Source organism: Rothia sp. HMSC064D08, from assembly GCF_001809525.1.
GTDB lineage: Bacteria > Actinomycetota > Actinomycetes > Actinomycetales > Micrococcaceae > Rothia > Rothia dentocariosa.
In genome coordinates this window covers 58,202-79,776 of record NZ_KV797900.1, presented here as the reverse complement: position 1 = coordinate 79,776, position 21,575 = coordinate 58,202, and the positions used below count along the sequence as shown (strand labels likewise).

At 51.3% G+C, this 21,575-nt stretch carries 16 protein-coding genes; 2 read left to right on the top strand and 14 right to left on the bottom strand.

Annotation, left to right across the window (positions count from 1 at the left end):
- Positions 1–2: 2 nt before the first annotated feature.
- From murC to dinB, 13 genes are all read right to left on the bottom strand, one after another.
- Complete coding sequence (gene murC, locus HMPREF2625_RS07140; protein WP_070523446.1) at positions 3–1,487, bottom strand: UDP-N-acetylmuramate--L-alanine ligase; 1,485 nt, start codon at positions 1,485–1,487, stop codon at positions 3–5.
- On the bottom strand, positions 1,488–2,582 hold the full coding sequence (gene murG, locus HMPREF2625_RS07135; protein ID WP_048751959.1) for an undecaprenyldiphospho-muramoylpentapeptide beta-N-acetylglucosaminyltransferase: 1,095 nt from the start codon (positions 2,580–2,582) through the stop codon (positions 1,488–1,490).
- A gap of 130 nt (positions 2,583–2,712) precedes the next feature.
- Entirely contained in the window at positions 2,713–4,689 is a 1,977-nt protein-coding gene (locus HMPREF2625_RS07130; RefSeq protein WP_070523442.1) for an FtsW/RodA/SpoVE family cell cycle protein, read from the bottom strand.
- A 102-nt stretch (positions 4,690–4,791) separates the two neighbouring features.
- Positions 4,792–6,393: a UDP-N-acetylmuramoyl-L-alanine--D-glutamate ligase gene (gene murD / locus HMPREF2625_RS07125; protein WP_048754837.1), complete on the bottom strand. Its 1,602-nt coding sequence runs from the start codon at positions 6,391–6,393 to the stop codon at positions 4,792–4,794.
- A complete protein-coding gene (gene mraY, locus HMPREF2625_RS07120) occupies positions 6,393–7,598 on the bottom strand; it encodes a phospho-N-acetylmuramoyl-pentapeptide-transferase (RefSeq protein WP_048754838.1) in 1,206 nt (401 codons plus the stop codon). Before mraY ends, murD begins: the two co-directional genes overlap by 1 nt.
- A gap of 2 nt (positions 7,599–7,600) precedes the next feature.
- Complete coding sequence (murF, locus tag HMPREF2625_RS07115) at positions 7,601–9,208, bottom strand: UDP-N-acetylmuramoyl-tripeptide--D-alanyl-D-alanine ligase (protein ID WP_070523440.1); 1,608 nt, start codon at positions 9,206–9,208, stop codon at positions 7,601–7,603.
- A gap of 9 nt (positions 9,209–9,217) precedes the next feature.
- Positions 9,218–10,936: a Mur ligase family protein gene (locus tag HMPREF2625_RS07110; RefSeq protein WP_070523438.1), complete on the bottom strand. Its 1,719-nt coding sequence runs from the start codon at positions 10,934–10,936 to the stop codon at positions 9,218–9,220.
- A gap of 127 nt (positions 10,937–11,063) precedes the next feature.
- Positions 11,064–12,911, bottom strand: coding sequence for a peptidoglycan D,D-transpeptidase FtsI family protein (locus tag HMPREF2625_RS07105; RefSeq protein ID WP_048754841.1), 1,848 nt, complete (start codon positions 12,909–12,911; stop codon positions 11,064–11,066).
- A gap of 50 nt (positions 12,912–12,961) precedes the next feature.
- Positions 12,962–13,939 (bottom strand): cell division protein FtsL, encoded by a 978-nt coding sequence (locus tag HMPREF2625_RS07100; RefSeq protein WP_141745427.1) that lies wholly within the window; start codon positions 13,937–13,939, stop codon positions 12,962–12,964.
- A gap of 83 nt (positions 13,940–14,022) precedes the next feature.
- Positions 14,023–15,102, bottom strand: coding sequence for a 16S rRNA (cytosine(1402)-N(4))-methyltransferase RsmH (gene rsmH / locus HMPREF2625_RS07095; protein ID WP_256387836.1), 1,080 nt, complete (start codon positions 15,100–15,102; stop codon positions 14,023–14,025).
- An 86-nt stretch (positions 15,103–15,188) separates the two neighbouring features.
- The gene (gene mraZ, locus HMPREF2625_RS07090; RefSeq protein ID WP_004004381.1) at positions 15,189–15,620 is read right to left on the bottom strand and encodes a division/cell wall cluster transcriptional repressor MraZ; all 432 of its coding nucleotides are present in this window, start codon (positions 15,618–15,620) and stop codon (positions 15,189–15,191) included.
- A gap of 246 nt (positions 15,621–15,866) precedes the next feature.
- Positions 15,867–16,286, bottom strand: a complete 420-nt coding sequence (locus tag HMPREF2625_RS07085; RefSeq protein ID WP_004004380.1) for a DUF3040 domain-containing protein — start codon at positions 16,284–16,286, stop codon at positions 15,867–15,869.
- 256 nt (positions 16,287–16,542) lie between these two features.
- Positions 16,543–17,877, bottom strand: a complete 1,335-nt coding sequence (dinB, locus tag HMPREF2625_RS07080) for a DNA polymerase IV (RefSeq protein WP_070523434.1) — start codon at positions 17,875–17,877, stop codon at positions 16,543–16,545.
- Positions 17,878–18,045: 168 nt separating this feature from the next.
- Between dinB and HMPREF2625_RS07075 the strand changes: the two genes are divergently transcribed.
- The gene (locus HMPREF2625_RS07075) at positions 18,046–19,188 is read left to right on the top strand and encodes a polyprenyl synthetase family protein (RefSeq protein ID WP_070523431.1); all 1,143 of its coding nucleotides are present in this window, start codon (positions 18,046–18,048) and stop codon (positions 19,186–19,188) included.
- A 109-nt stretch (positions 19,189–19,297) separates the two neighbouring features.
- On the opposite strand, the gene HMPREF2625_RS07070 is transcribed toward HMPREF2625_RS07075, so the two are convergent.
- Complete coding sequence (locus HMPREF2625_RS07070) at positions 19,298–19,666, bottom strand: Rv2175c family DNA-binding protein (RefSeq protein WP_004004377.1); 369 nt, start codon at positions 19,664–19,666, stop codon at positions 19,298–19,300.
- A 197-nt stretch (positions 19,667–19,863) separates the two neighbouring features.
- Between HMPREF2625_RS07070 and HMPREF2625_RS07065 the strand changes: the two genes are divergently transcribed.
- Positions 19,864–21,528 carry a serine/threonine protein kinase gene (locus tag HMPREF2625_RS07065; protein ID WP_070523428.1) on the top strand — a complete coding sequence of 555 codons (1,665 nt, stop codon included), beginning with the start codon at positions 19,864–19,866 and terminating at the stop codon, positions 21,526–21,528.
- Positions 21,529–21,575 lie beyond the last annotated feature (47 nt).

Genomic DNA, 21,575 nt, shown 5'->3' with positions numbered 1-21,575 from the left:
TATTACTCCTTAGGGTAACGGGCATGTAGCTCATGCAGAATACGCTCTCCTAATGCGGTAACATCACCTGCACCAACGGTCATAATAATATCGCCTGGAACAGCACACATAGCAATATCTTCAATGGCAGCAGCTGCATCCGACGCATAATGTACCTCAGAGAATCCAGCACCGGTGATAAGTTCACTCGTGACTCCCTCAATCGGAAGTTCCCGGGCAGGATAAATATCCAGTACATACGAACGATCAGCCTTCGAAAGAGCCTGCGCGAAATCGGCGGCAAATTCTTGGGTACGTGAGAACAGATGCGGCTGGAAAACCACATAGAGGTTATGCCCATCGGCAACCGTGCGGCCGGTCTCAAGCGCACGGAATACCTCTGTTGGGTGATGAGCATAATCGTCAAAGACTTTAATACCCGCTACGTCACCACGCAGAGTAAAACGTCGATCTGCTCCTACGAAGCCGTATAACGCGGTGGCCGCATCCTCAGGTTGTGCTCCAGCGAGAAGAGCGGTAATAAAAGCTGCCGCTGCGTTCAACTGATTGTGAATACCGGGTACACGCAGCTGAGCATCCTGCTCGCCTTCGTAATGCTTACTCGCGCACTCGAAAGACCAGCGCAGTGTTGCCGAAGACTCCGAGCCGTGGCTCGTAATGCGTGAAACCCGTAGATCGGCCTCAGTAGACTGACCGTAAGTTACCACTTCAATCCCAGCATTGCGCGCACGTTCCGCAAGCGCACGAGCGCCTTCATCATCCCAGCATGTCACCAAGACGCCCCCGGGGGTCATAGAGGCAACAAAACGGTTAAACGCCTCATACACGCGTTCGGGAGTTTCGTAGAAATCCAAGTGGTCAGGTTCAACGTTAGTAACCACTGCGATCGCAGGCTGGTAGCGCACAAAAGACCCATCGGATTCGTCAGCCTCTGCTACAAACCAAGAGCCTTCACCAGTGGCCCCCAATCGCGCGTTGCTGCCGTATCCTGCAATAACTGTTCCTACCGCGAAAGACGGGTGAAACCCTAACTTATCCAGCATGACGGCAATCATGGAACTGGTTGTGCTCTTACCATGCGTGCCAGCAACCGCTACAACCTGTGATGCTCCCATAGCGGCAGCCAAAGCCTCAGAGCGGTGCAATACCCGAAGGTTCTGAGCACGAGCCGCAATCAGTTCGGGGTTATCTTCGTGAATGGCCGTTGAGATAACAACGGTATCAATATCGTGAATATTCGCAGCATCTTGGGGAGTATAAACACGAGCGCCCGCTTCACGTAAAGCCTGAATAGTCGCCGTTTCTGCTCGGTCAGAGCCGCTTACGGGAATACCAGCTTTCAGCATCAACGTTGCAATAGCACTCATACCGGCACCGCCGATCCCTACAAAATGCACACGTCCCAACTCCTGCAGGGATGCGCGCGCGGGAAATGGCGGGTTCAGGGGCTCAGGAAGCACCATGTTAAGGTTCATCAGTTCGGACATTTATTTAACCACCTTCAGGGTTGCCTCAGCCATAACATGTGCGGCATCACGAATGCCCAATTTATATGCTCGACGACCCATTTCTTTTAACTTCTGAGCATCAGCCATCAACGATGGAATTTCACGGGCAAACCACGCCCCGGTCATTTTCTTATCTTCGATGAGAAGCGCGGCTTCTGCCATAACCAGAGAACGAGCATTGAGACTTTGTTCACCATTACCAAACGGGAGCGGAACAAAAATTGCGGGTACGCCCACCGCAGCAACTTCGCTTACGGTTGCGGCTCCAGCACGGACTATCAAAAGATCGGCGGCGGCATAAACATCCTGCATGCCGTGGCTAAACTCAATCTGACGATAATTTGGGGCTGTAACGGGTTCGCCTGAATCATCCACAATAGCTTTGCCTTTACCAGTAATATGCAAAACCTGAAAACCCCAGTCCTCAAAATTTGTAATGTTCTCAGCGACGGCGTTATTAAGGCTTTGTGCGCCTAAGGAACCGCCCGTCACGATCAGAACGGGTTTATCGGGGTCAAGACCTAAAGTATGCCTCGCCTGTGCTCGTGCCGCTCGACGGTTCAGATGCGCGATCTCATCTTTCATGGGCATACCAACAAGTTTGGCGCGAGGGAAAGGGGTGTTGGAGAAAGCCACACCCACAAACTTCGCTAGAGGACCACCCAGTTTATTCGCCAGACCGGGCTTTGCATTAGCCTCGTGAATAACAACAGGAATGCGGGAGAAAAAAGCGGCAAGATATGCTGGCGGACACACATAACCGCCTACGCCTACTACAACATCTGCATTCGCATCTTTGAGAATTTTACGGGTTTGCGAAATCGCTTTTGCGAATCTTGGTAAAAAGGTTAATGCGTTAAGCGATAGACTTCGGGGAAAAGCTACACGCGGAATAAACTCAATATCAAATCCAGCTTCAGGAACTAATTGAGCTTCCATCTTATCCTCGGTACCAAGAGTCAGAATATTAGCTTCCGGCTCAATCCGGCGGATTTCGCGTGCTATAGCAAGCATCGGGTTAATATGACCAGCGGTGCCGCCGCCAGCGAGAACCACAGAGGGTGCCTTAGACATAGATAATAACTCCCAACAAATACATTCACCTCATTTTACGACATAGCAGGACTAACCTCGTAGTGAAAGAATATGAAGTCGGGTATATATCCACGTCCCGAGCCTGGTATTCCTCCTTTCCAGTCAGAGGCTATGAGCGTGAACCACCTTGCCCAGGTTTACGACCTCGTGGGTTCTGCCGGCTCTGTGAAGGCTGCTGCCGACGTATCTGACGTGAGGTTCCCGCAGAAGGCTGCCCTGAAGAAGATGTTTGGGAGCCCGGTTGAGGGTGCAAAGGTCGCAACCCGGCTGGCAAACGTCCCGATGACGAAGAGCGGTGACGCGCTCGATTGGCGTTTGTGCGCTTTTGCAGGTTCTGCAGGGGAATCGTATCTTCGTGGTCTGCAGGGGTTGACCGTTGCCTGCCCTGCGAGGGACGAGATGCAGGCTGTACATCTCCCTTACGGCGCAATTGGGGAACCCGTTCATGGGTATGCAATCCATTTGGATGTTCCTCTTGGAACCGCTGCTCACGAAGTCTCTGCCGTTCACGCTGAATACGCTGCTCTTCATGAGCGAGAACTTCCTGATGCTCCGCCTCACGGCGGCGCTCAGCAGCACGATCGGCACGTGCTTGAGCGCGCTGCTCATACGTCTTGCGAGTATGCTCACGCTGTCGCTGGGTTATGCCCAGCCACGATGGCAGTTCTTTGACTCTACGCAGTAAGCCTTCACCCCAGTAATCTTTACCAAGGGATCCACCAGCTTCTTGCAGTTGAAGCCGCTCATCTTCAACGATGGCTTGAAGAGACAGTCGTCGCTTCCAGTCTTCATTAGCACGTCGCACTTCGCGAGGTGTCTGTTTCGTTAAATCGGCGGCCGGTATGGGCCCACCGACAAGTGGAGTTTGCCGCGCAAAAGCATAGAGCATACCTGCGGCAAGCATTGATGAAATCAAGGATGAACCGCCATATGAGATAAAGGGAAGCGGCACACCAATCACGGGAAGAATACCGGAAACCATCGCCATATTCACAATAGCCTGAGTGGAAAGCCACGCAATAATACCGCCTGTTGCAATACGAATAAACGGGTCTGCGGTTCGGGCGATAATGCGTAACGCACAATAGATCAGGCCCAGGTACAAAAGCACTACGGTAAGCGTGCCCAAAAGCCCCAGTTCCTCGCCGATAATGGCGAAAATGTAATCGTTATGTGCTTCGGGCAAATAGTTATACTTCTGGCGGGATTGTCCTAGCCCAACGCCCCAGAACCCACCGGTTGCCAACGCAACCCCGCCAGCCTGAGATTGATCACAGACAGAACCGGTGCACACACCGAAAACGCTCATCAGTCGTTCACGACGGTTTGAACTTGAAATTGACCCCACTATGGCACTCACGATCAGAATAATCGAAAGCCATACCATAGTCTTACGGTTTGCGCCCGCAATATATACCATACCTAAGAAGATAAAGGCGTAGACGATCACGGTACCGAGATCTTTACCTGCCAGAATAAGCAGCATCAAGGGCAAGAGTCCAAAAAGTGCGGGAAAAATTGCACGAGATGTCTTCTCTTTGAGTTTACTGCCCTGCCGAGTCATGACCATCGCCATCCACAGCACAATAGCGAGTTTAGAGAACTCCGAAGGCTGAATCTGAATGCCGCTGAACCTAATCCAGTTGCGGTTACCGTTAATATCGGTACCAATAGCAAGAACGGCAAGCTGGGCAAGAATCGCCAGGGCTAAGAGGATATTAACGACCCACATTTTGCGGTACCGCTGTACTTTCAAGACTGCTATAGCCCCTAATGCAGCGGCGCCTAGAGCGGCAAACATTACCTGACGGGTTACCTGCGAGAAAGGGGACATTCCCTGTGAAATCATGCTCACAGATGATGCAGACAGTACCATGATCACACCAAAAACTGTGAGACCAGCGCATACTAAAAGAATCAGTCGCGGCACATCCGCTAAATCACGCGATGCGGAACGCTTATAAAGAGACGAGATAGCGTTATGTAGAAAAGAACCGAGCCTCGTTGAGCCGTTCCTACCCTGGCGCTGTGCATGACTTACGCCTCCACGGGCCGACGAGTGAGTCTGACCGGGTGCATTACTCATGCGTTCTCCTCTTCTGTGTCTTAACACGACGAACTCAATAGATTTTTCCTACAGCAGAAAAGTCTACATGGCGTTTATCGTTTCAGAGCAATCAATATGCCTTCAGTTACCGACAATATGAGATTTGACCGCATCCACAAAAGCGTTACCACGAACGGCATAATTGTTAAATTGGTCCATCGAAGCAGCGGCAGGTGCCATGAGCACTGTATCACCCTCAGCGGCTAGCTCTTCTGCTTTGGCTACGGCAGTTTCCATAACAGTAACCCCGTCAGAGGGATCATCCACCGAAGCCGTCATATTATAGGTAGGAACATGGCTTGCATACTTCGCCAAAGATTTTTTAAGTCCCGCCGTATCAGTGCCAATGATTAATACTGCTTTCAAACGTGAAGCATGCTGAGCTATAAGATCATCATACTCCACCCCTTTAGAAAGACCTCCAGCAATCCAAATCAACGAAGGATAAGCGCTCATTGAAGCGTTAGCGGCGTGTGGATTAGTAGCCTTAGAATCGTTGACCCACTGGATTCCATCGCGGTACAGCACCGTCTGATTACGATGCGCACCAGGCTTATAAGAACGCAGTCCATCCCCCACAGCCTCAGGAGCAATATCTGCAGCACGACATAATGCGGCAGCGGCTAGCGCATTCTCCACGGTGTGCTGTGCGGGAGCTTGACCGGGAACGGGCGCTAAATCTTCAAGAACACCAAGCTCAAGTGCCTCGCTGTATCGATTCTTCAAAAACGCACGGTCAACAATAATGTTTTCCGCCAAGCCCAACATAGAGACTGAGGGGATCTCGGTTGAGCTAATACCGATGGCACGGGCACCTTCTATAACATCTGCTTCTTCAACCATACGCAAAGTATCAGCATGATCGGTATTGAAGATACACGCTGCCTGAGTATTTTCGTACACACGTGCTTTATCGGCTTTGTAAGCTTCAAAGGAACCGTGCCAATCGACGTGATCTTCGGCCACGTTAAGCACCACGGAAGCGTACGGCGACAGCGAAGAAGTCCAGTGCAGCTGAAAGCTCGAAAGCTCTACCGCAAAAAATTCATAGGGTTCATCGTCGGCAACAGCGTAGACTGCTGGCATGCCCACGTTCCCAACCTGCAGAGATTTTTTACCGGCTGCTTTAAGAATCGAATCGACCATGCCCACGGTCGTAGTTTTCCCATTGGTTCCCGTCAAGCACAGCCACTTTGGAGTAACCCGACCTTGGCGTTGATTCAGACGCCATGCCAGTTCGATTTCACTCCAAATTTGGATACCCCGTTTATAAGCATCAAGCATAACCAGGCTATCTGGACGGATTCCTGGCGAAGTCACGATAACATCCGGGTCTTGATCATCGACACGAGGCACACATTCCATGTATTCCTCACCAAATAAACCCACCACATTTCCATAGGCTTCTTGGTAAATTCGGATGCGTTCTCGCTTTTCCTGCGTATCCTGCGCATCAATAGCGGTAATGTGGGCACCTTTCTGGGCCAGCACATCCACTGCAGCATCGCCGCTGGTGCCGAGGCCTATCACGACAACCTTCAGCCCCGCCCAAGGCCCGTCCCAGGTAGTGAGCTCAGCAAGCCGAGGATTATTGACGACTGGATTGACGGCGATAGCATCTGCATATTGGGCACGCTGTGCCTGATAGTTGGAGGCCCGCTGCGAGTTCTTAGCGTCAGGCATTAGTGAATCACTCCAGACGTCTGTGAGAACCAATCTCCAAAGAAAATTGCGAGAGCAACCAGCACACAAAGCGCATTTGCAATCCACAGACGGAATACCGAGTTCACTTCACCACTGCTGACAGAGCCGGGGACAAGGCCCTTCTTATCTATGGAGTATCTTCCGTTTGCACCGGTTTTCTCAAGATGATGGTGGAAAGGAGTCATGCGGAAGAAACGGTAGGCATGAGGAATTTTATCGCCAACAGATACAGAACGTTTACGGCTAACTTTGAAGACAACTTTCTGCACAATCACCGAGAACACTTCCAGAACCGGCACAAGCGCGATAATGGGAAGCAGAAGCTCGGTACGAGTGAAAATAGCGAAGGAAACCAGCGCGCCTCCCAAAGCAAGAGAACCAGAGTCCCCCATAAAGATTTGTGCCTTAGAAACGTTCCACCATAGGAACCCGGCGAGGGAACCAACAAGTGCGGCTGCAATAAGTGCCAGCGACCCTGGATCCCGCACATCGTAGCATGCGTTTCCCGCCCCACCGCTGCAGGCATGTACGTATTGCCAGATAGTCATGGCAAGGTAACCAGTAAAGATGGTCATCGTTGCGCCACCCGCAAGTCCATCGAGACCATCAGTGAAATTCACGGCATTAGTGCCCGAAAGGGAAATCAGGGTAATCCACAACACCATGAGGATAGTACCACCTATAGCCCCCGCAGCCATGAAGTCGAACGGAAGATCACGCACAAACGAAATCGCCGTTGAGGCGGGGGTCACTCCCGCCGCATTAGGAAATTGAAACACCAAATACGCAAAAGGAAGAGTCACCGCCAGCAGACCAATAGTCTTCTGGTTCTCGGTAAGTCCTTCGTTCCCCTGGTTGCGGAACTTCATAATATCGTCGGCGGCACCGACTCCGAGCATTCCTAGTGTAAACCCGAGGGTCAATAAAGCCGTCGCACTAGGAACCGGCGAGGTTCCAAAAACTGCAGCGTTAATCAGCAACGCAAGCAAGTAGGCAACAACGGCGGCTGGGATAAAAATAAGACCTGCCATCGTGGGCGTCCCCGCCTTATGCTGATGCGCGGCGGGGCCTTCTTCACGAATCAGCTGCCCCAACTTGAGCTTCTGCATCTGCTTGATGAAGAGCGGTATTGCTGAGAAGGAGATAATAAACCCTAGGATTCCAGCAATAAGCACAGTAATCATGGTTAATGTGTTCCTTCGTGAAGATGGCTACGGTCTAGGGCGGTCGTCGAGGTTTGCGCTGCAGAACTACCAGCTGATACCGTGCTCAGAGCGGCGTCCGTTAAATCCGTCACCTCAACAAAATCGCCAGCACTCAGCCAAGCTGGAGCCTGTTCTTGAGCCTCGCCAAAGGTTTCGGTGCAGAAGGCAACCTCATCGCCCAAAGAACCTAGTTTAGCGCCATTTGAAGATTTAAACAGCACAATATCGCCAGAACGTAATTCTGCACGCAAAATATTTAGTGCTTCTTGCGGTGTCTCTACCCAGGTAGCTTCGTTACCCCATGAACCTTCAAGATGCGCGGCGTTGTAGGCTGGTTTCGCCTCATTACCAACCGCAATAAGCTTTGATATATTCATGCGTACCACCAGACGACCGAGTCGATCGTGCTCCTCCAAAGAGGCCTCGCCCAGTTCGAGCATGGCCCCCAAAACTGCCCATGTCCGTCGTGGCTTCGCGCCTCGTCCCAGTTGGGCCAAAGTGCGTAAAGCGGCTGTCATTGACTCGGGATTAGCATTATACGCATCGTTGATGACAGTCACGCCGTCTGCGCGGTCTGTGCGAGCCATCCTCCATTTAGACAGCGCCCCGGTGTTATTGAGGGCATGCGCAATAGCGTCTCCAGGAACACCAGCGTTATAGGCTACTGTAGCAGCCGCCAGAATATTGCATACATGATGCTCGCCAATGAGTTTGGAGGAAATCTCATATTCGCTGGCGTCGGGAAGGCGAAGAGTAAATTCCGGACAACCAGCATCATTAGTATGCAGCCCCAAAGCGGCAGTATAGCGTTCGTACTGCGGTTTCTCCCCCACCCCAAAGTAGGTTACCGGCACACTTGCACGAGCTGACATGCGTGCAACACGCTCATCATCGGCATTGAGGACCAAGGTTCCGCCAGTACGAATACCTTCGGCAAGCTCCCCTTTAGTACGTTCGATGTTGTCGACCCCGCCAAACTCGCCAGCATGTGCGGTGCCAACTTTAAGAATCACACCATGGTCAGGGTGCACAATATTTGCCAGGTATTCGATATTCCCCACATGATCGGCACCCATCTCAATCACAAGGTAGCGAGTACTTTCGTCAGCACGGAATACAGTCAAAGGTACGCCAACTTCGCCGTTGAACGAACCTACAGGGGCTATAGTTTCGCCCTGAGAACTTAGGATCGCTGCTAATAAATCTTTTGTGGTGGTCTTCCCCGCAGAACCGGTAATACCAATAACCGTAAGATCGCCTAGAGACCGCATCTTTTCAACAGCATACTGTGCGATCTTACCCATGGCGAGAACCACATCATCAACCTGGATGCTGGGGTACAGAATACCCCGCTCATCTTTAACAGGGCGTTCGACAAGCGCTAAGACAGCACCTTTGTCGAAGGCTCCTGACACGAAGTTGTGTCCGTCGGTCACCTCACCTGGCTTAGCAACAAATAGAGTGCCTGGTATAACCTCACGCGAATCGGTGGTCGCGAAGGTAGCACCTAGCTCGCTCTCACGCCCGGCTAAGCCGAGCGGTGAGCCGCCTGTTGCCGTAATAATTTCGGCGGCGGAAAGCTTAATCATCTATGCTCCTTATGCTTCTTCAAGCATGCGTCGATAATCCGGAAGAATTTCGAAGTTGTTAGAGACAAGCGCTTTCGCGGTCTCCACGCGGTCGTCAAGTTGCACATCGGTACCGGCAACATCCTGCGCCGTTTCATGTCCACGACCGGCGATAAGAATAGCATCTCTCGCATCTGCGAGTTCAATTGCCCGAGCAATCGCCACTTCTCGCGGAGCAAGATTAAGGATTTGGGATGCTCGCGCACCTTCGGCATTAGCTCGTTCAGCCCCGGCAACAACAGCCTCACGAATTGGGGCGGGATCTTCACCGTGCGGATCGTCATCGGTCACAATCACAATATCGGCGTGCTGTGCAGCAATTTCTCCCATTAGGGGACGTTTGAGATGATCGCGTTCGCCTGTTGCCCCGAAAACAATAATGACTCGCCCACCACCTGGTCGGTCCATGGCTTCAAGCGCCCGAGTGAGCCCGTCAGGGTTGTGGGCAAAATCGACAATAGTATGCGGTGCCAGAGAAATCAGCTGCATACGCCCGGGCACTATAGGGGTTAGTGCCGTGCCATCAGCTAGGGCAGGTCGTAGGATAATGCGTTCTTCCTCAGAAGCACCAATATATACCATCAGCGCGGCGAGTGCGGCGTTTGAGACATTGAAATCTGCCGGAAGATGGGTACAACAGGGAATAGTGTCTCCCGTGCCGTTAGCCAACGTAAAACGATGCCCTAACCCATCACGTTCAACGTTGATTACCGCCCAATCAAGCGGACCGAACTCAGCTGGAACCTCGGCTAGACCCATGCCGTACTCAGTAACAAGCCGAACAGCATTACCGGTCCCCAGCTGAATCTGGGCGTGGCGAAGCATCTTCTCGCCCCACTTGTCATCGGCAGTGATGACAGCGCGCTCAGTCCGCTCGGGCGTAAAAAGCTGTGCTTTAGAATCAAAATAATTCTGCATGGTGCCGTGCAAATCTAAATGATCCTGGGTGAGGTTTGTAAACCCAGAAACCTTATAAACTACACCATCCACACGGTGATAGTCGATAGCATGCGAGGAAACTTCCATTGCTGCATGAGACACACCGCGCTCCCCCATAATCGCAAGGAGCGAATGAACGTGAACAGACTCTGGGGTGGTTAGAGCTGAAGGAACGCTCACACCATCAACGAGAATTTGGATAGTACCGATAAGACCGGTCTTAGCCTTGAGAGCAGTTCGGAATACCGACTCCAGCATGTAGGTAGTCGTCGTTTTTCCATTGGTTCCTGTGACAGCGTAGCGATTCAGATTCTTGTGATCTTGTGACCCATAGATCAAAGCGGCGAGTGATCCTATAACAGGACGTAAAGAGTCACAGACCAGCAGGGAGCACCCATCTAAAGAAAGATTTGCCTCCCGAATCATCCGAGCGCCTGCAGTATCCGTGAGGATAGCGTGAGCCTGGGCCTCTAGTGCTTTTTGCGCGAATTGTGCACCATGAGCTTTCGCGCCTGGAAGAGCAACATATAGGTCTGCAGGACGAACCGCGCGAGAATCCATGCTGATCCCTCGCACATCTTCTTCAGAGCCTTGATGTTCTAGAACAGGATGCGCACCTAAGGCCTCTAGATGCTCCACGAGCTCAGTAACCGTGCTCCCTCGTGGATTCTGAGGTCGCAGACTCTGCGCATCGCCTCCCAAGTGCGGGATGCGACGAACGTCTTGAGCCAAGCGCGTTTCGCTGTCCATTATCCTTCTTTCCTGACGGTCATACGCATTTCTTGCCGCCGAGATTATTATTGTTATCGTCCTCGATCAACGTCAAGGTACGTTCCTATTGTAATAAGTTCTGCACGGTCGGGTGACCGCATGTGACTCACCCGTTAGATTTTCCATCCGCAAAAATAGGAATTTTTACTGGGTCTGTGGTGGATTTAGGCACGTTATACGTGTGCAGTACTTTCTCCATAATCTGTGAGAACTGGCTTGTTGCTCCCACACTACGCACATCGCCCTGAGGGCGCTGCAGAGTAACGCTTACGAGAAACTGCGGGTTGTCTATAGGCGCAAGCCCTATAAAGGATGTGGTGTATCCGTCATATCCGCCTTTATCGCTGGGAGCTTCAGCTGTACCCGTCTTACCGCCGACTCGGTACCCTTCGACCGAGGCTGTTTTCGCATGGCTTTGAAGTACAACATTCTCCATTAGTTCTCGACATTGTTCAGCAGTTTTTTCGCTCACCATCCTGGTGCCGGGTTCCACATCGCGTTTATGCACCGTACCATCGGCATCAATCAAAGCGTCAACGATGCGCGGTTTAAGTTTCACACCGTTATTACCGAGTGCCTGAAAAATCATGGCGGTTTGTAGAGGGGTCTGGGCAATACCCTGCCCGAAGAAAACTGTGTATTCCTGACGACCGTCCCACTCATGCCAATCAGTTACTAACCCCTGCTGTTCGCCAGTCAGCTCAATACCCGTATAATCCCCCATACCGTATTTTTTGAGCCAGTTATAGCGGTCTTCCTTGGGGAGTTTCTGCCCGACAAGTACCGTTCCGGTATTCATTGAATCGGTGATAATACCTGAAAAAGTTCGGCGCTGTGCGGGGTGGTCAAAGGCGTCCGTAAATGTTTGCCCGTTGATCACCAAACGTTCCGGAACATCATACGCCGAGGTAGGGGTCGTAATGCCGCTTTCGATCAAAGCTGATGCAGTCAGAATCTTCTCAGTCGAGCCAGGCTCAACAACCTGGGAAATAGCACGTGGGCTTGTATCCTGCTCGTTCTTAACTTTCTCAGCGCCGGGATCCATCATCGTAGAATCGGCCATTGCCAAAATCGAGGCATCCCGCACATCCATAACGATAACGGTACCCCATTCCGCTTTGAGCTCGTCCACACGCGCTTTGACAATCTGCTGCGCGAAATACTGGATGTCCTGGTTAATGGTCAAACGTACGTTCTTCCCATTTTCTACATCGGTCGCCTCTTCTTTAGTAACAGGAATACGCACACCATCGGCACTAATTTCGTAGGTACGCTGACCGTCCACGCCCGCAAGATCTTTTTCAAAGACGCGCTCAATACCTACAGATAAATTCTTCTTGATCGTCTCGTTCTCGTTACCGGTTGCCTCATCAACAATACGGTAACGGCCCACAACAGAGCCGCCCACGGGTCCGTTTGGGTACAGGCGCTCAGAGATGGCTTCCCCATAAAGGAACGGGGCTCCTAGAGCATCAATACGGCGAAATATCTCAGGGGTAACATTTGATTTCACGACGGCATATTTTGAGTCTCCGTCAAGCTTAGACTTGATAAACTCGTCGGTAATCGTAGGGTCAACGGTATGCAGAATGTCGGTTAGCTCATACACCAACTGTTCTGGAGTGATTTCACTCTTAGTATCGCGGTCATTATCGTAGCGCTTATACGAAGCAACAATAGTCTGATCCGCAATAATGTTGTACCGCTGCACGCTTCGAGCAAGCACCACTCCGTTAATATCGAGAATCTGACCTCGAACCGCTGGAACAGTCTGAGAGCGCATACGTTTCTCACGCGATTTCTCGGCAGTATGCTGTGGATCAAACCCCTGTAGATAGAGAAGCCGTGCACCCACGGCTGCCAAGCCGCCAGTGGCTAAAGCACCCACTACAAACCCGCGACGCCCAAGCTGTTGAGGCTCGGGCGGCACGGGCGCATTCTCATGAAAGCTCAAAGGTGTCCTTTCAAACTCTTAAACAGTTCGTTCCAGTCTCCACCAATATACTATCGTTGAGATGCTGAAGGGTTAGTGGATGCCGAGGGTTTTGCAGACGCTGACGATGAAGCAGACGCACTCGAAGCCGGCTGCTGTTTATCGGCCGATGCAGACGGTGCTGCACTCGGTGTTGCAGATGTCGAAGCGCGGCTCCCCTGACTGGGAACGGCGGGGGCATCCACGAGGTTGCGAGCGCCCGGGGCATCATCTTTAGGCTTCGCTACAGGAGTAGCCGTGCCGTTAATCTGCCCGCTGTTGATATCCAAAGTTGCCGGAATATCCGTCGCATGCATGCCCAGTGAGCTTGCACGGTTCGCCAAGTTTTGCGGGGCCTGTTGGTACCCAATTTCTTGTTGCAGGGCTTGGTTCTCTTGGGTCAGTGTTTGCTCTTGGGTACGCAAGTCCACAAGGTCGTATTGACGGGTTGCGATCAAGATATTGAGCATCAAGATAAAGACCAAGGTCAACGGGATAGCAACAAATACACCCACCAACGCCACAGGACTCCAGCTTCGCGGACGTACCAGTGACAGGGCAAGCGGTACACGACGAGTCTCCCGAGCCTGAGCTTTTACTCGTGAGCTCTTAGCCGCAATCGAACGAGCTGGGTATGCAGATTTCGCCGGGTATCCGATAGTACGCGGATGCTGAGCACCGCCAGTGCGCGGACCAGCGTATGCGGTTACATGTTCCGACAACCGGTTCTGCGCACGATGAGCAATTCGAGCGTGCGTATCAGAAGTTACAGAAGTACGTGGAACCTGGATTTGAGAAACACGGCTTTTCACATTTGACGCAGGTTTATTCCGCCCCGGTACACCCCGGCGCGTTGGGTGTTTTTGAGCAGGTTTATGCTCAGGGATAATACGCAAATTAGCGTTCCGAGTTCCCCCGCGCCGAGTGGCAGTGCGGGGCGTCTCCTCTACGCCGGTTACAGTCGGCGCTTCGGGAGTGGTAACGCTCGGAGAGTGTTGCGGAGGGGTCATATCCTGCTCTTTCAAGTCTGTATCTGTTGTTATGCCAATTAGGTAGATGTGCCGGGAGAGTTAAATTAAGCTGTCTTAGAGATTCAGCTGGATACTTTGATTTTTTCTCCGGCACGCAGTTTAGCGCTTGCTGCACGTGGGTTTTCGGCGATTTCAGCCTCTGTAGGCGGCTCTGCACCGCGGGTGATAACTCTTATCGTCGGCTGATGTTCGTCAAGCTCCACGGGAAAGCCTTTAGGGGCCTTCGACGTAGCAGCCTCGGTCAAAGTACGTTTGACGATTTTGTCTTCAAGGCTGTGATAGCTCATGGCGACAAAACGACCGCCGAGTCTCAGAGCATTCAAAGCCGCAGGAACCGCCCGTTCAAGAGCTTCTAGCTCATGATTAACCTCGATACGCAAAGCCTGGAAAGTTCTCTTAGCCGGATGACCGCCCTTGCGCTGTGCTGCAGCGGGTACAGCCTTCTGAATGGTAGCTACCAGTTCCCCAGTCGTGGTGAAGGGTGTGTGTTTTCGCTGTTCCACAATATGCTGGGCAATACGGGCAGCGAATTTCTCTTCACCCCAGTTTTTGATAATGCGACGCAGCTGATTCTCGCTGTACTCATTGACAACGATGCGGGCAGTTAGCTCATCATCACCGTTCATGCGCATGTCCAAAGGTGCATCATAGGAATACGCGAACCCACGAGAACGCTCGTCCAGCTGCATCGAAGACACGCCTAGATCCAGAAGAACGCCATCTACAGAGGTGACTCCCGCCGCGGACATCGCATCTTCTATATGGTCATATACGGTGTGCACAGGCACGAAGCGATCTCCAAAACGTGCCAGACGTTCGGCAGCAATAGCATGCGCCTGTGCATCACGGTCTATGCCGATAACCGTTAGGTTGGAGAACCTTTCAAGCATTGCTTCTGTATGGCCCCCCATACCCAAAGTCCCGTCAATGACAACCGCATCCTGACGCGAAATAGCGGGCTCCAACAGCTCCAGGCAACGATCGAGCATAACCGGAACATGGCGTTCCTGTGCCTGTCGTTGTGAAAGCTGCCCCAAAAGCCCTTCCCGATATCCAGGGTCGCCAGATACAGCATTGGGGGATGTCGAAACATCGTGCGTTGGGGCAACCACGCCGGTAAGTGAGTGAGACTCGGCGTTCATGATGCTCCTTCCCATAGCTCTAGCGGTCGTTCACAGCGGATCACAGGTTACGTTTGGGGCAACAAAACTGTGTGGTGACATAGTCATTACAGAATCGGGGCGAAAGGATCTTCGTCCAACGACGCAAATTCTGCTTCTGTCTGTGCCATATATTCTTCCCATGCTTTGGAGTCCCAGATTTCCGCACGGCTTCCTGAACCAATCACAGTCAGCTCTTGCGACAGACCTGCATACTCACGCAGCACAGGCGGGATCGTTACACGTCCCTGCTTATCAGGCACCTCATCAGAAGCTCCCGAAAGGAACATGCGCATAAAGTCACGTGCTTGCCGCCCAGGAAGCGGAGAGCTTCGCATCGTTTCGTGGATACGCTCAAACTCGGCGACAGGAAACACGTATAGGCAGCGTTCCTGACCGCGTGTTAGCACGAGACCAGCTGATAGCTCATCGCGAAATTTCGCTGGCAGGATGATGCGCCCCTTGGTGTCCAGGCGGGGTGTATATGTTCCAAGAAACATGCGGCACCCCTTTCCTGACAAGCGGAATACCCGCGACTCCAATTAGGCATGTCTACCCCTGAAACTATCTTCCCCTCCACTTTACTCCATTTTGCTCCACTATTCCTACCTCATGAGGATTTTTCTCAGAAAGAACACAGCTTTTCCTTAGTTTTAAGCGCCAAAGAGGGCGAGTGGTTTATCAAAAACCACTCGCCCTCTCGGACGTTTCTTTAAACTTATTAGTAAAATTTAAATCATCAAAAGTTAGTTTTCACCACGGTTACGATCGTCCCAACGCTCTTCGAGGCGAGACATGAACTTCGACTGCTTTGTAGATTTTTCAGAAGAACCCGCACCTTCCTGGCGAGCTTGGGTTGCTCCCTGCGCTTTGTCTCCTAAGAACGAATCCACCGGAGTCTTCTTACTCGTTGTCGCCAAATAAACACCACCGGCAGCAATAATAAATCCAATAATGCCCAGCCATATCATCTTTGAAGCAACGGCACCGATAATAATACCCAACCCAGCTAACACGCCCAAAATGCCGAGAGCCATGTGTCGGGCACTAAATACGGGAGCTGTATTACCCGTTGATGACATTGATGACGCAAAATGTGGATCCTCAGCGCTCATCAGTTCTTCGAGCTGGTCGAGAACCTTCTGTTCACGCTCAGAAAGTGCCATTTCATTCTCCTTGAACGAACCGGTGACATGAGTGCTTATTCGTCTATCCTAAACCTACAACACTCCGTTGCTTTTATACTACCCCGCAATCCTTTTTTAAGATACCTACCGCTCGCTCGCGTGAAAATTTTCTTCTCTAACCAAATATGGTCTTGTTTATGCTCTTTATGGGAAGATTCACCTCAGGACAGATTTTTCTACCCCAGATTCTTCGATCCCCTCCACTTTTTACTCCCCTATACTCCAGAGCGCTCCCCTAAGAAGTTTTCTGTTTTTCTGGGCTGCTCTTGTGAATATATGAAAGATCAGAAGCACTAGAAACGGCTGCATCAGTAAATTTCTGACGAATACTATCGAGAGCATGTTCCACTGCGCTCCAGTCAGGAGCACTACGGATTCCATTCCAAGCACCGACCCTGAACCTATCATCACCCACAGTATCTTCAAGATGTTTAGAACCTGCCTCTAAATCTAACAGTATTGCATCATCGAAGAGTGGATACTGCACTCCGAGCTCACTACGTTCAAGTTTTTCGGCGCGAACACCAATGAGGCGAATAGCGCGTGTCGCATACTCCTGAGACTGCTCAGCAGAAAAGGCCAAAAGCCCCATCCCGCGCAGTGCAGCATGAGATGCCCGATAAATTTCCATACCTGAATCGCAAGAAACTGACAACGGCACAGATTTCGTATGAGTCTCAAATCCTTCATACCGAATTTTGAGGCTGAGAGAACCTGCCAGCTTACGTGCACGGCGCAAACGTATACCCACTTTAAACGAAAGCGAGCGCAAAGCATCTGTAATCTCATACCCCGACGTAGTATCAGTCCCGAATGTGTGCTCAGCGCCTATACTTTTCTCTTCACGATAGGGCACAACATCACGGCTATCGAGCCCACGAGATGTAGCCCAAAGGTGTTCTCCAGCAGCTCGTCCGAACCGTGCACGCAACCAGCTTATGTCGAGTTCGCGTAAACCAGCAATTGTTGTAATACCGTATTTACCGAGGGCTGCAGTACTTTTAGACCCTACACCCCAGAGTTTTGAGACAGGAAGTGGATCTAAAAACTCACGGACTTTTGCGGGAGGAACCACCCATAGCCCGTTAGGTTTACTACCGGTCGAAGCCATCTTGGCAATAAGTTTATTGACGGAAATACCTGCCGAGCTTGGCAGATGAAGTTCCTCCGCAATTCGTGAACGCACACGCTGAGCGATATCTACAGGACTCGTTCCATGGATAACTGCACCCGTGAGATCCACAAAAGCTTCGTCCACGCTTACCTGTTCTACCAACGGGCTTTCTGCACGCAAAATATCCATAACAGCCTGCGAATAATACCTATAGTTACCACGAAGAGGCATGACCACAGCAGCAGGACATAGAGAAAGAGCTCGTGAAAGGGGCATACCAGAACGAACTCCATATATGCGAGCCTCATACGAGGAAGAACACACCACGGCGCGAGGCCCCTGTGGAGCAACGATGATAGGTACACCCTGTAATTCGGGGCTCTCCAGAAGCTCCACATTAACGAAAAAAGCGTCCATATCAAGATGCATAACAACGCGCCCCTGCTGCTGGTTCATACCCCTCCTTCCCAATTCACAATATAATAGCATATATATTCTATAATTAGTACTTGTATTCTACATTATAGAAACCTCAGACCTTAGGAAGGTTATAATATTCGCAAATATCGACCGGTGCTTTACTCTAGAGGAGTATTCGCGCGCACTCCCCTAAGGAACACAAACATGGCAGAACAGCCGAAACCTGAAAATCTCAGCGACGGCGTTAAGTCTGAGCAAGAAGCTTACCTACGCGCAGTCGAAGCTACTATGTCAGAATTTTTCGCACAACAACGCACTCTGCTGACCGCTATATCTCACGATGCACTGCCCCTTCTTGAAGCTATCGAGTCGCTCTCTTCCGGAGGGAAACGTCTCCGGGCGCTTCTGAGCTATTGGGGATGGCGAGGTGCTGGAGGAGACTCCATACTCGAAAGGTCGGCTCCTACCCCTATTATTCGAGCAGGGGCTGCCCTTGAGCTCTTTCAATCAGCGGCTCTTATTCACGACGATATTATCGATCGCTCTGATACACGCCGCGGAGAGCCCTCAGTACATAAAAAGTTTGAAACGCAGCACATCCAGAACTCATGGGTGGGCGATACTTTCAACTACGGACTAACCGGTGGAATCATCGCGGGCGATCTGTGCCTTTCGTGGTCGGAACAGATGTTCTCATCCATCGGAGAAGGTGCTTTATCCGGCACCGAAGCGCGAAATATCTTCGATACTATGCGTACCGAAGTTATGGCTGGCCAATACCTTGATGTGCTTTCCGAAGTTATTCCAGCAGAGACTCCTGAGAACGCCCTCGCTCGTGCTCACCGTGTTATTCAATACAAATCCGCAAAGTACTCCTGTGAGCACCCACTCGTCTTAGGAGGGGCTTTAGCACTCACCGCAATCGCGCATCAAGACCACCCGATTCTTGGGAAATATCGTGCTTTCGGACTTCCGCTGGGAGAAGGGTTTCAGCTTCGTGATGATGAACTTGGTGTCTTTGGAGAACCTAGCGCCACAGGCAAACCCGCCGGAGATGATATTCGTGAGGGAAAACGCACCGTTCTCATAGCGCTAACAACACAAAATATCTCTGCTGAAGACCGCAGGATGCTTGAAGGCGCCTTAGGGAACCCGGAACTCACGAACCAGCAAATCTCTAAAATCCGAGAGCTTATGATAGGCTCTGGGGCTCTAGAGCATGTCGAAGAGCTTATCGCTCAGAAGTCAGAAGCTGTAGATACTGCGCTTCATGCGCTGCCGGTATCCGAGCCGATACGCTGCGCGCTCAGCGCTATAGCGGCTAAGGCGCTGCACCGTAAAGCTTAGTAGAGAATGGTGATGCGGCGCGTCCAAGCTGTTAGATGCGCCGCATAACTATATATTTTTCGGGTACCGTTGGAACTCGATCTTGATAAAAACTCTTCTTAGTTTTGTTTTACCAGGCAAGCGCCTGCGCGCGACGGCGGATCTCTGTCTTGCGTCCGTCTTTCAAAGCATCAATAGGGCGCCCAGGAAGAGAGTCATCATCCGTGTATAGCCAGACGATTGCTTCTTCATCGCTGAACCCTGAGTCTTTGAGTACGACTAGAGTTCCCTTTAAAGATTCCAAGACGCGGTTCCCGTTCAAAAAGAGTGCGGGGACTTTACGCACGTTGGTTTCGGGATCACGCAAGGCTATCAAAGACCCGTCAGAAAGAAGATTATGTATGCGAGTGATCTTCAGATCGAGGATCTCAGCGATCTCTGGAATAGTGACCCACTCGCCTACAAGGGCAAAGGTCTGAGCAATATTTTCGTTAGTCACCCTTTAAGAGTGCCAGAGAGCCTAATCAATTACCACTTATTCCGTACCGCAAGCTGGTGTGTTGCAAGTAGCGTGCTCATCTAGCCTACGACTAAATCACAGGTATACACCTTTCCTGAAAATCTGCTGAGGGTTAGGTTCCGACATGACAAATAGGGTCGCATCATTCAAATGCATCGCCTAAAATTTTTATCACTATGAGTCATACTCCACAGCCTAATTCCGGTTCCTCTGTGCCCGGTCCTGCTCCCCAAACGAATCATAAGCAGCCGCTGCGGTTAACCGGTCAAGTGCTCGAAAAGCACTACCTCATGGGACGAATGATAGCCCGCGGAGGCATGAGTGAAGTCTATTACGCTTCTGACTTGTGGTCGAATAATCCCGTAGCTATTAAAGTTCTTACGCCCGAACTTGCCGAACAAGCGGAGAACAGGCAAAAATTCCATCGTGAGGAAAGCTCTCTGCGTAAAATTGGCGGGGGTCACACAGTAGGTGTGTTGTCTTCAGGTACCGAGTATCTTCAGGGGCAGCGCATTATGTATATCGCTTTGGAGTACGTTTATGGGTGTACGCTCAGCCAGCTCCTTCGCTCTCGCCAAGCACTGTCTATGGGGGAAGGTCTTGAAATTTTGCTTCCCGTTGTTGAGGGGCTTTCAGAGGTGCATGCGCATCGGTATGTTCACCTCGATATGAAGCCGGGGAATATTCTTTTAGATACTCAGCGGCGCATTAAGTTAGCAGATTTTGGTCTTACGCGCCGCAATGACCAATATGACTCTGGGGTTCTTATGGGTACCCCCGCCTATGTGGCGCCTGAAATTTTAGACCCACAAGGACGTGTTGGTGCTCCAGCGGATATTTTTGCGCTGGGCGTTATGATGTACCGTATTTTCTCCGGTCGTTTACCGTTTACCGGTTTACACAACGATCAACAGGTTCTCTACCACAACGCCAACATTGAGATGCCTCCAATTACGGAAGTAGCTCCGGGAATCGACCCCGATATAGCGGGGATTATCAGGTGGTGCACACGTAAACAAGCGGATGCACGCCCCGAGGACGCCACGGAACTTTTCACTGCTTTATCCGAGATAGCCCAGCGGATGAATCCTAAAGATCGTGCATGGCGTTCCCCGCATCTTGAACCTCCCGAGCTTGCGCTTTGGGATGAGGTGGGTGATATTGCTGAGCGCAGCGGCATGGCGCAAATGGTGCGTGATACTCCTATTAGCGCGTACGGCAGCGCGGTAGATTTGATTCTCGACGTAGATGCAGAGAATTCGGTAATTGACGATTTTGGTGTCCCTCTCTCCCCTGCTGTCCATGAACAAGGGCATATCGGTATTGGTCCAGAACCATATGGTCCCGACGAGAGCCTAATATCTCCCCCATCTTCAACCCCTAGTGCACCAGCGAATCTCCATAACGCGCTACAACCAGAGCCATCGCCAGTACCACGATCAGAATCACCTTCCACTCAGCACGTTCCTCAGCAAGAAAAGTCTATGTCCAAAGAGCAGCTGGATGATGAATCGTTCTCTGCCTATGCAGATCCGCAACGAATATATGATCGCCGGAATTCAAGTGTTCCTGTCCAAGCAAACCAGGAGCAAAATTCCTCTCTAGACTCTGAACAAAGCTGGATGTCTCAAACGCAGGAGCGCGAACGTCGGCACATTCTTGATCCTCGATTCCCTACCGAGTCTCTTGCCGAGCCACCTTCAGCTACAGCGTGGAGCCTCGCCGCATTAGTGGTGGTCGTTCTCTTTATGGCGGCTGGTTTTACGGGCTGGATGCTCGCCACATCAGTGCTGCAGGCCGCCTGGTGGCAAGATTTTTCCAGGCTTTTCGGCGGATTATAGAGTAATCCCATATGCGAAGGTCGCATAGAAACTCTGTAAAGTTCTAT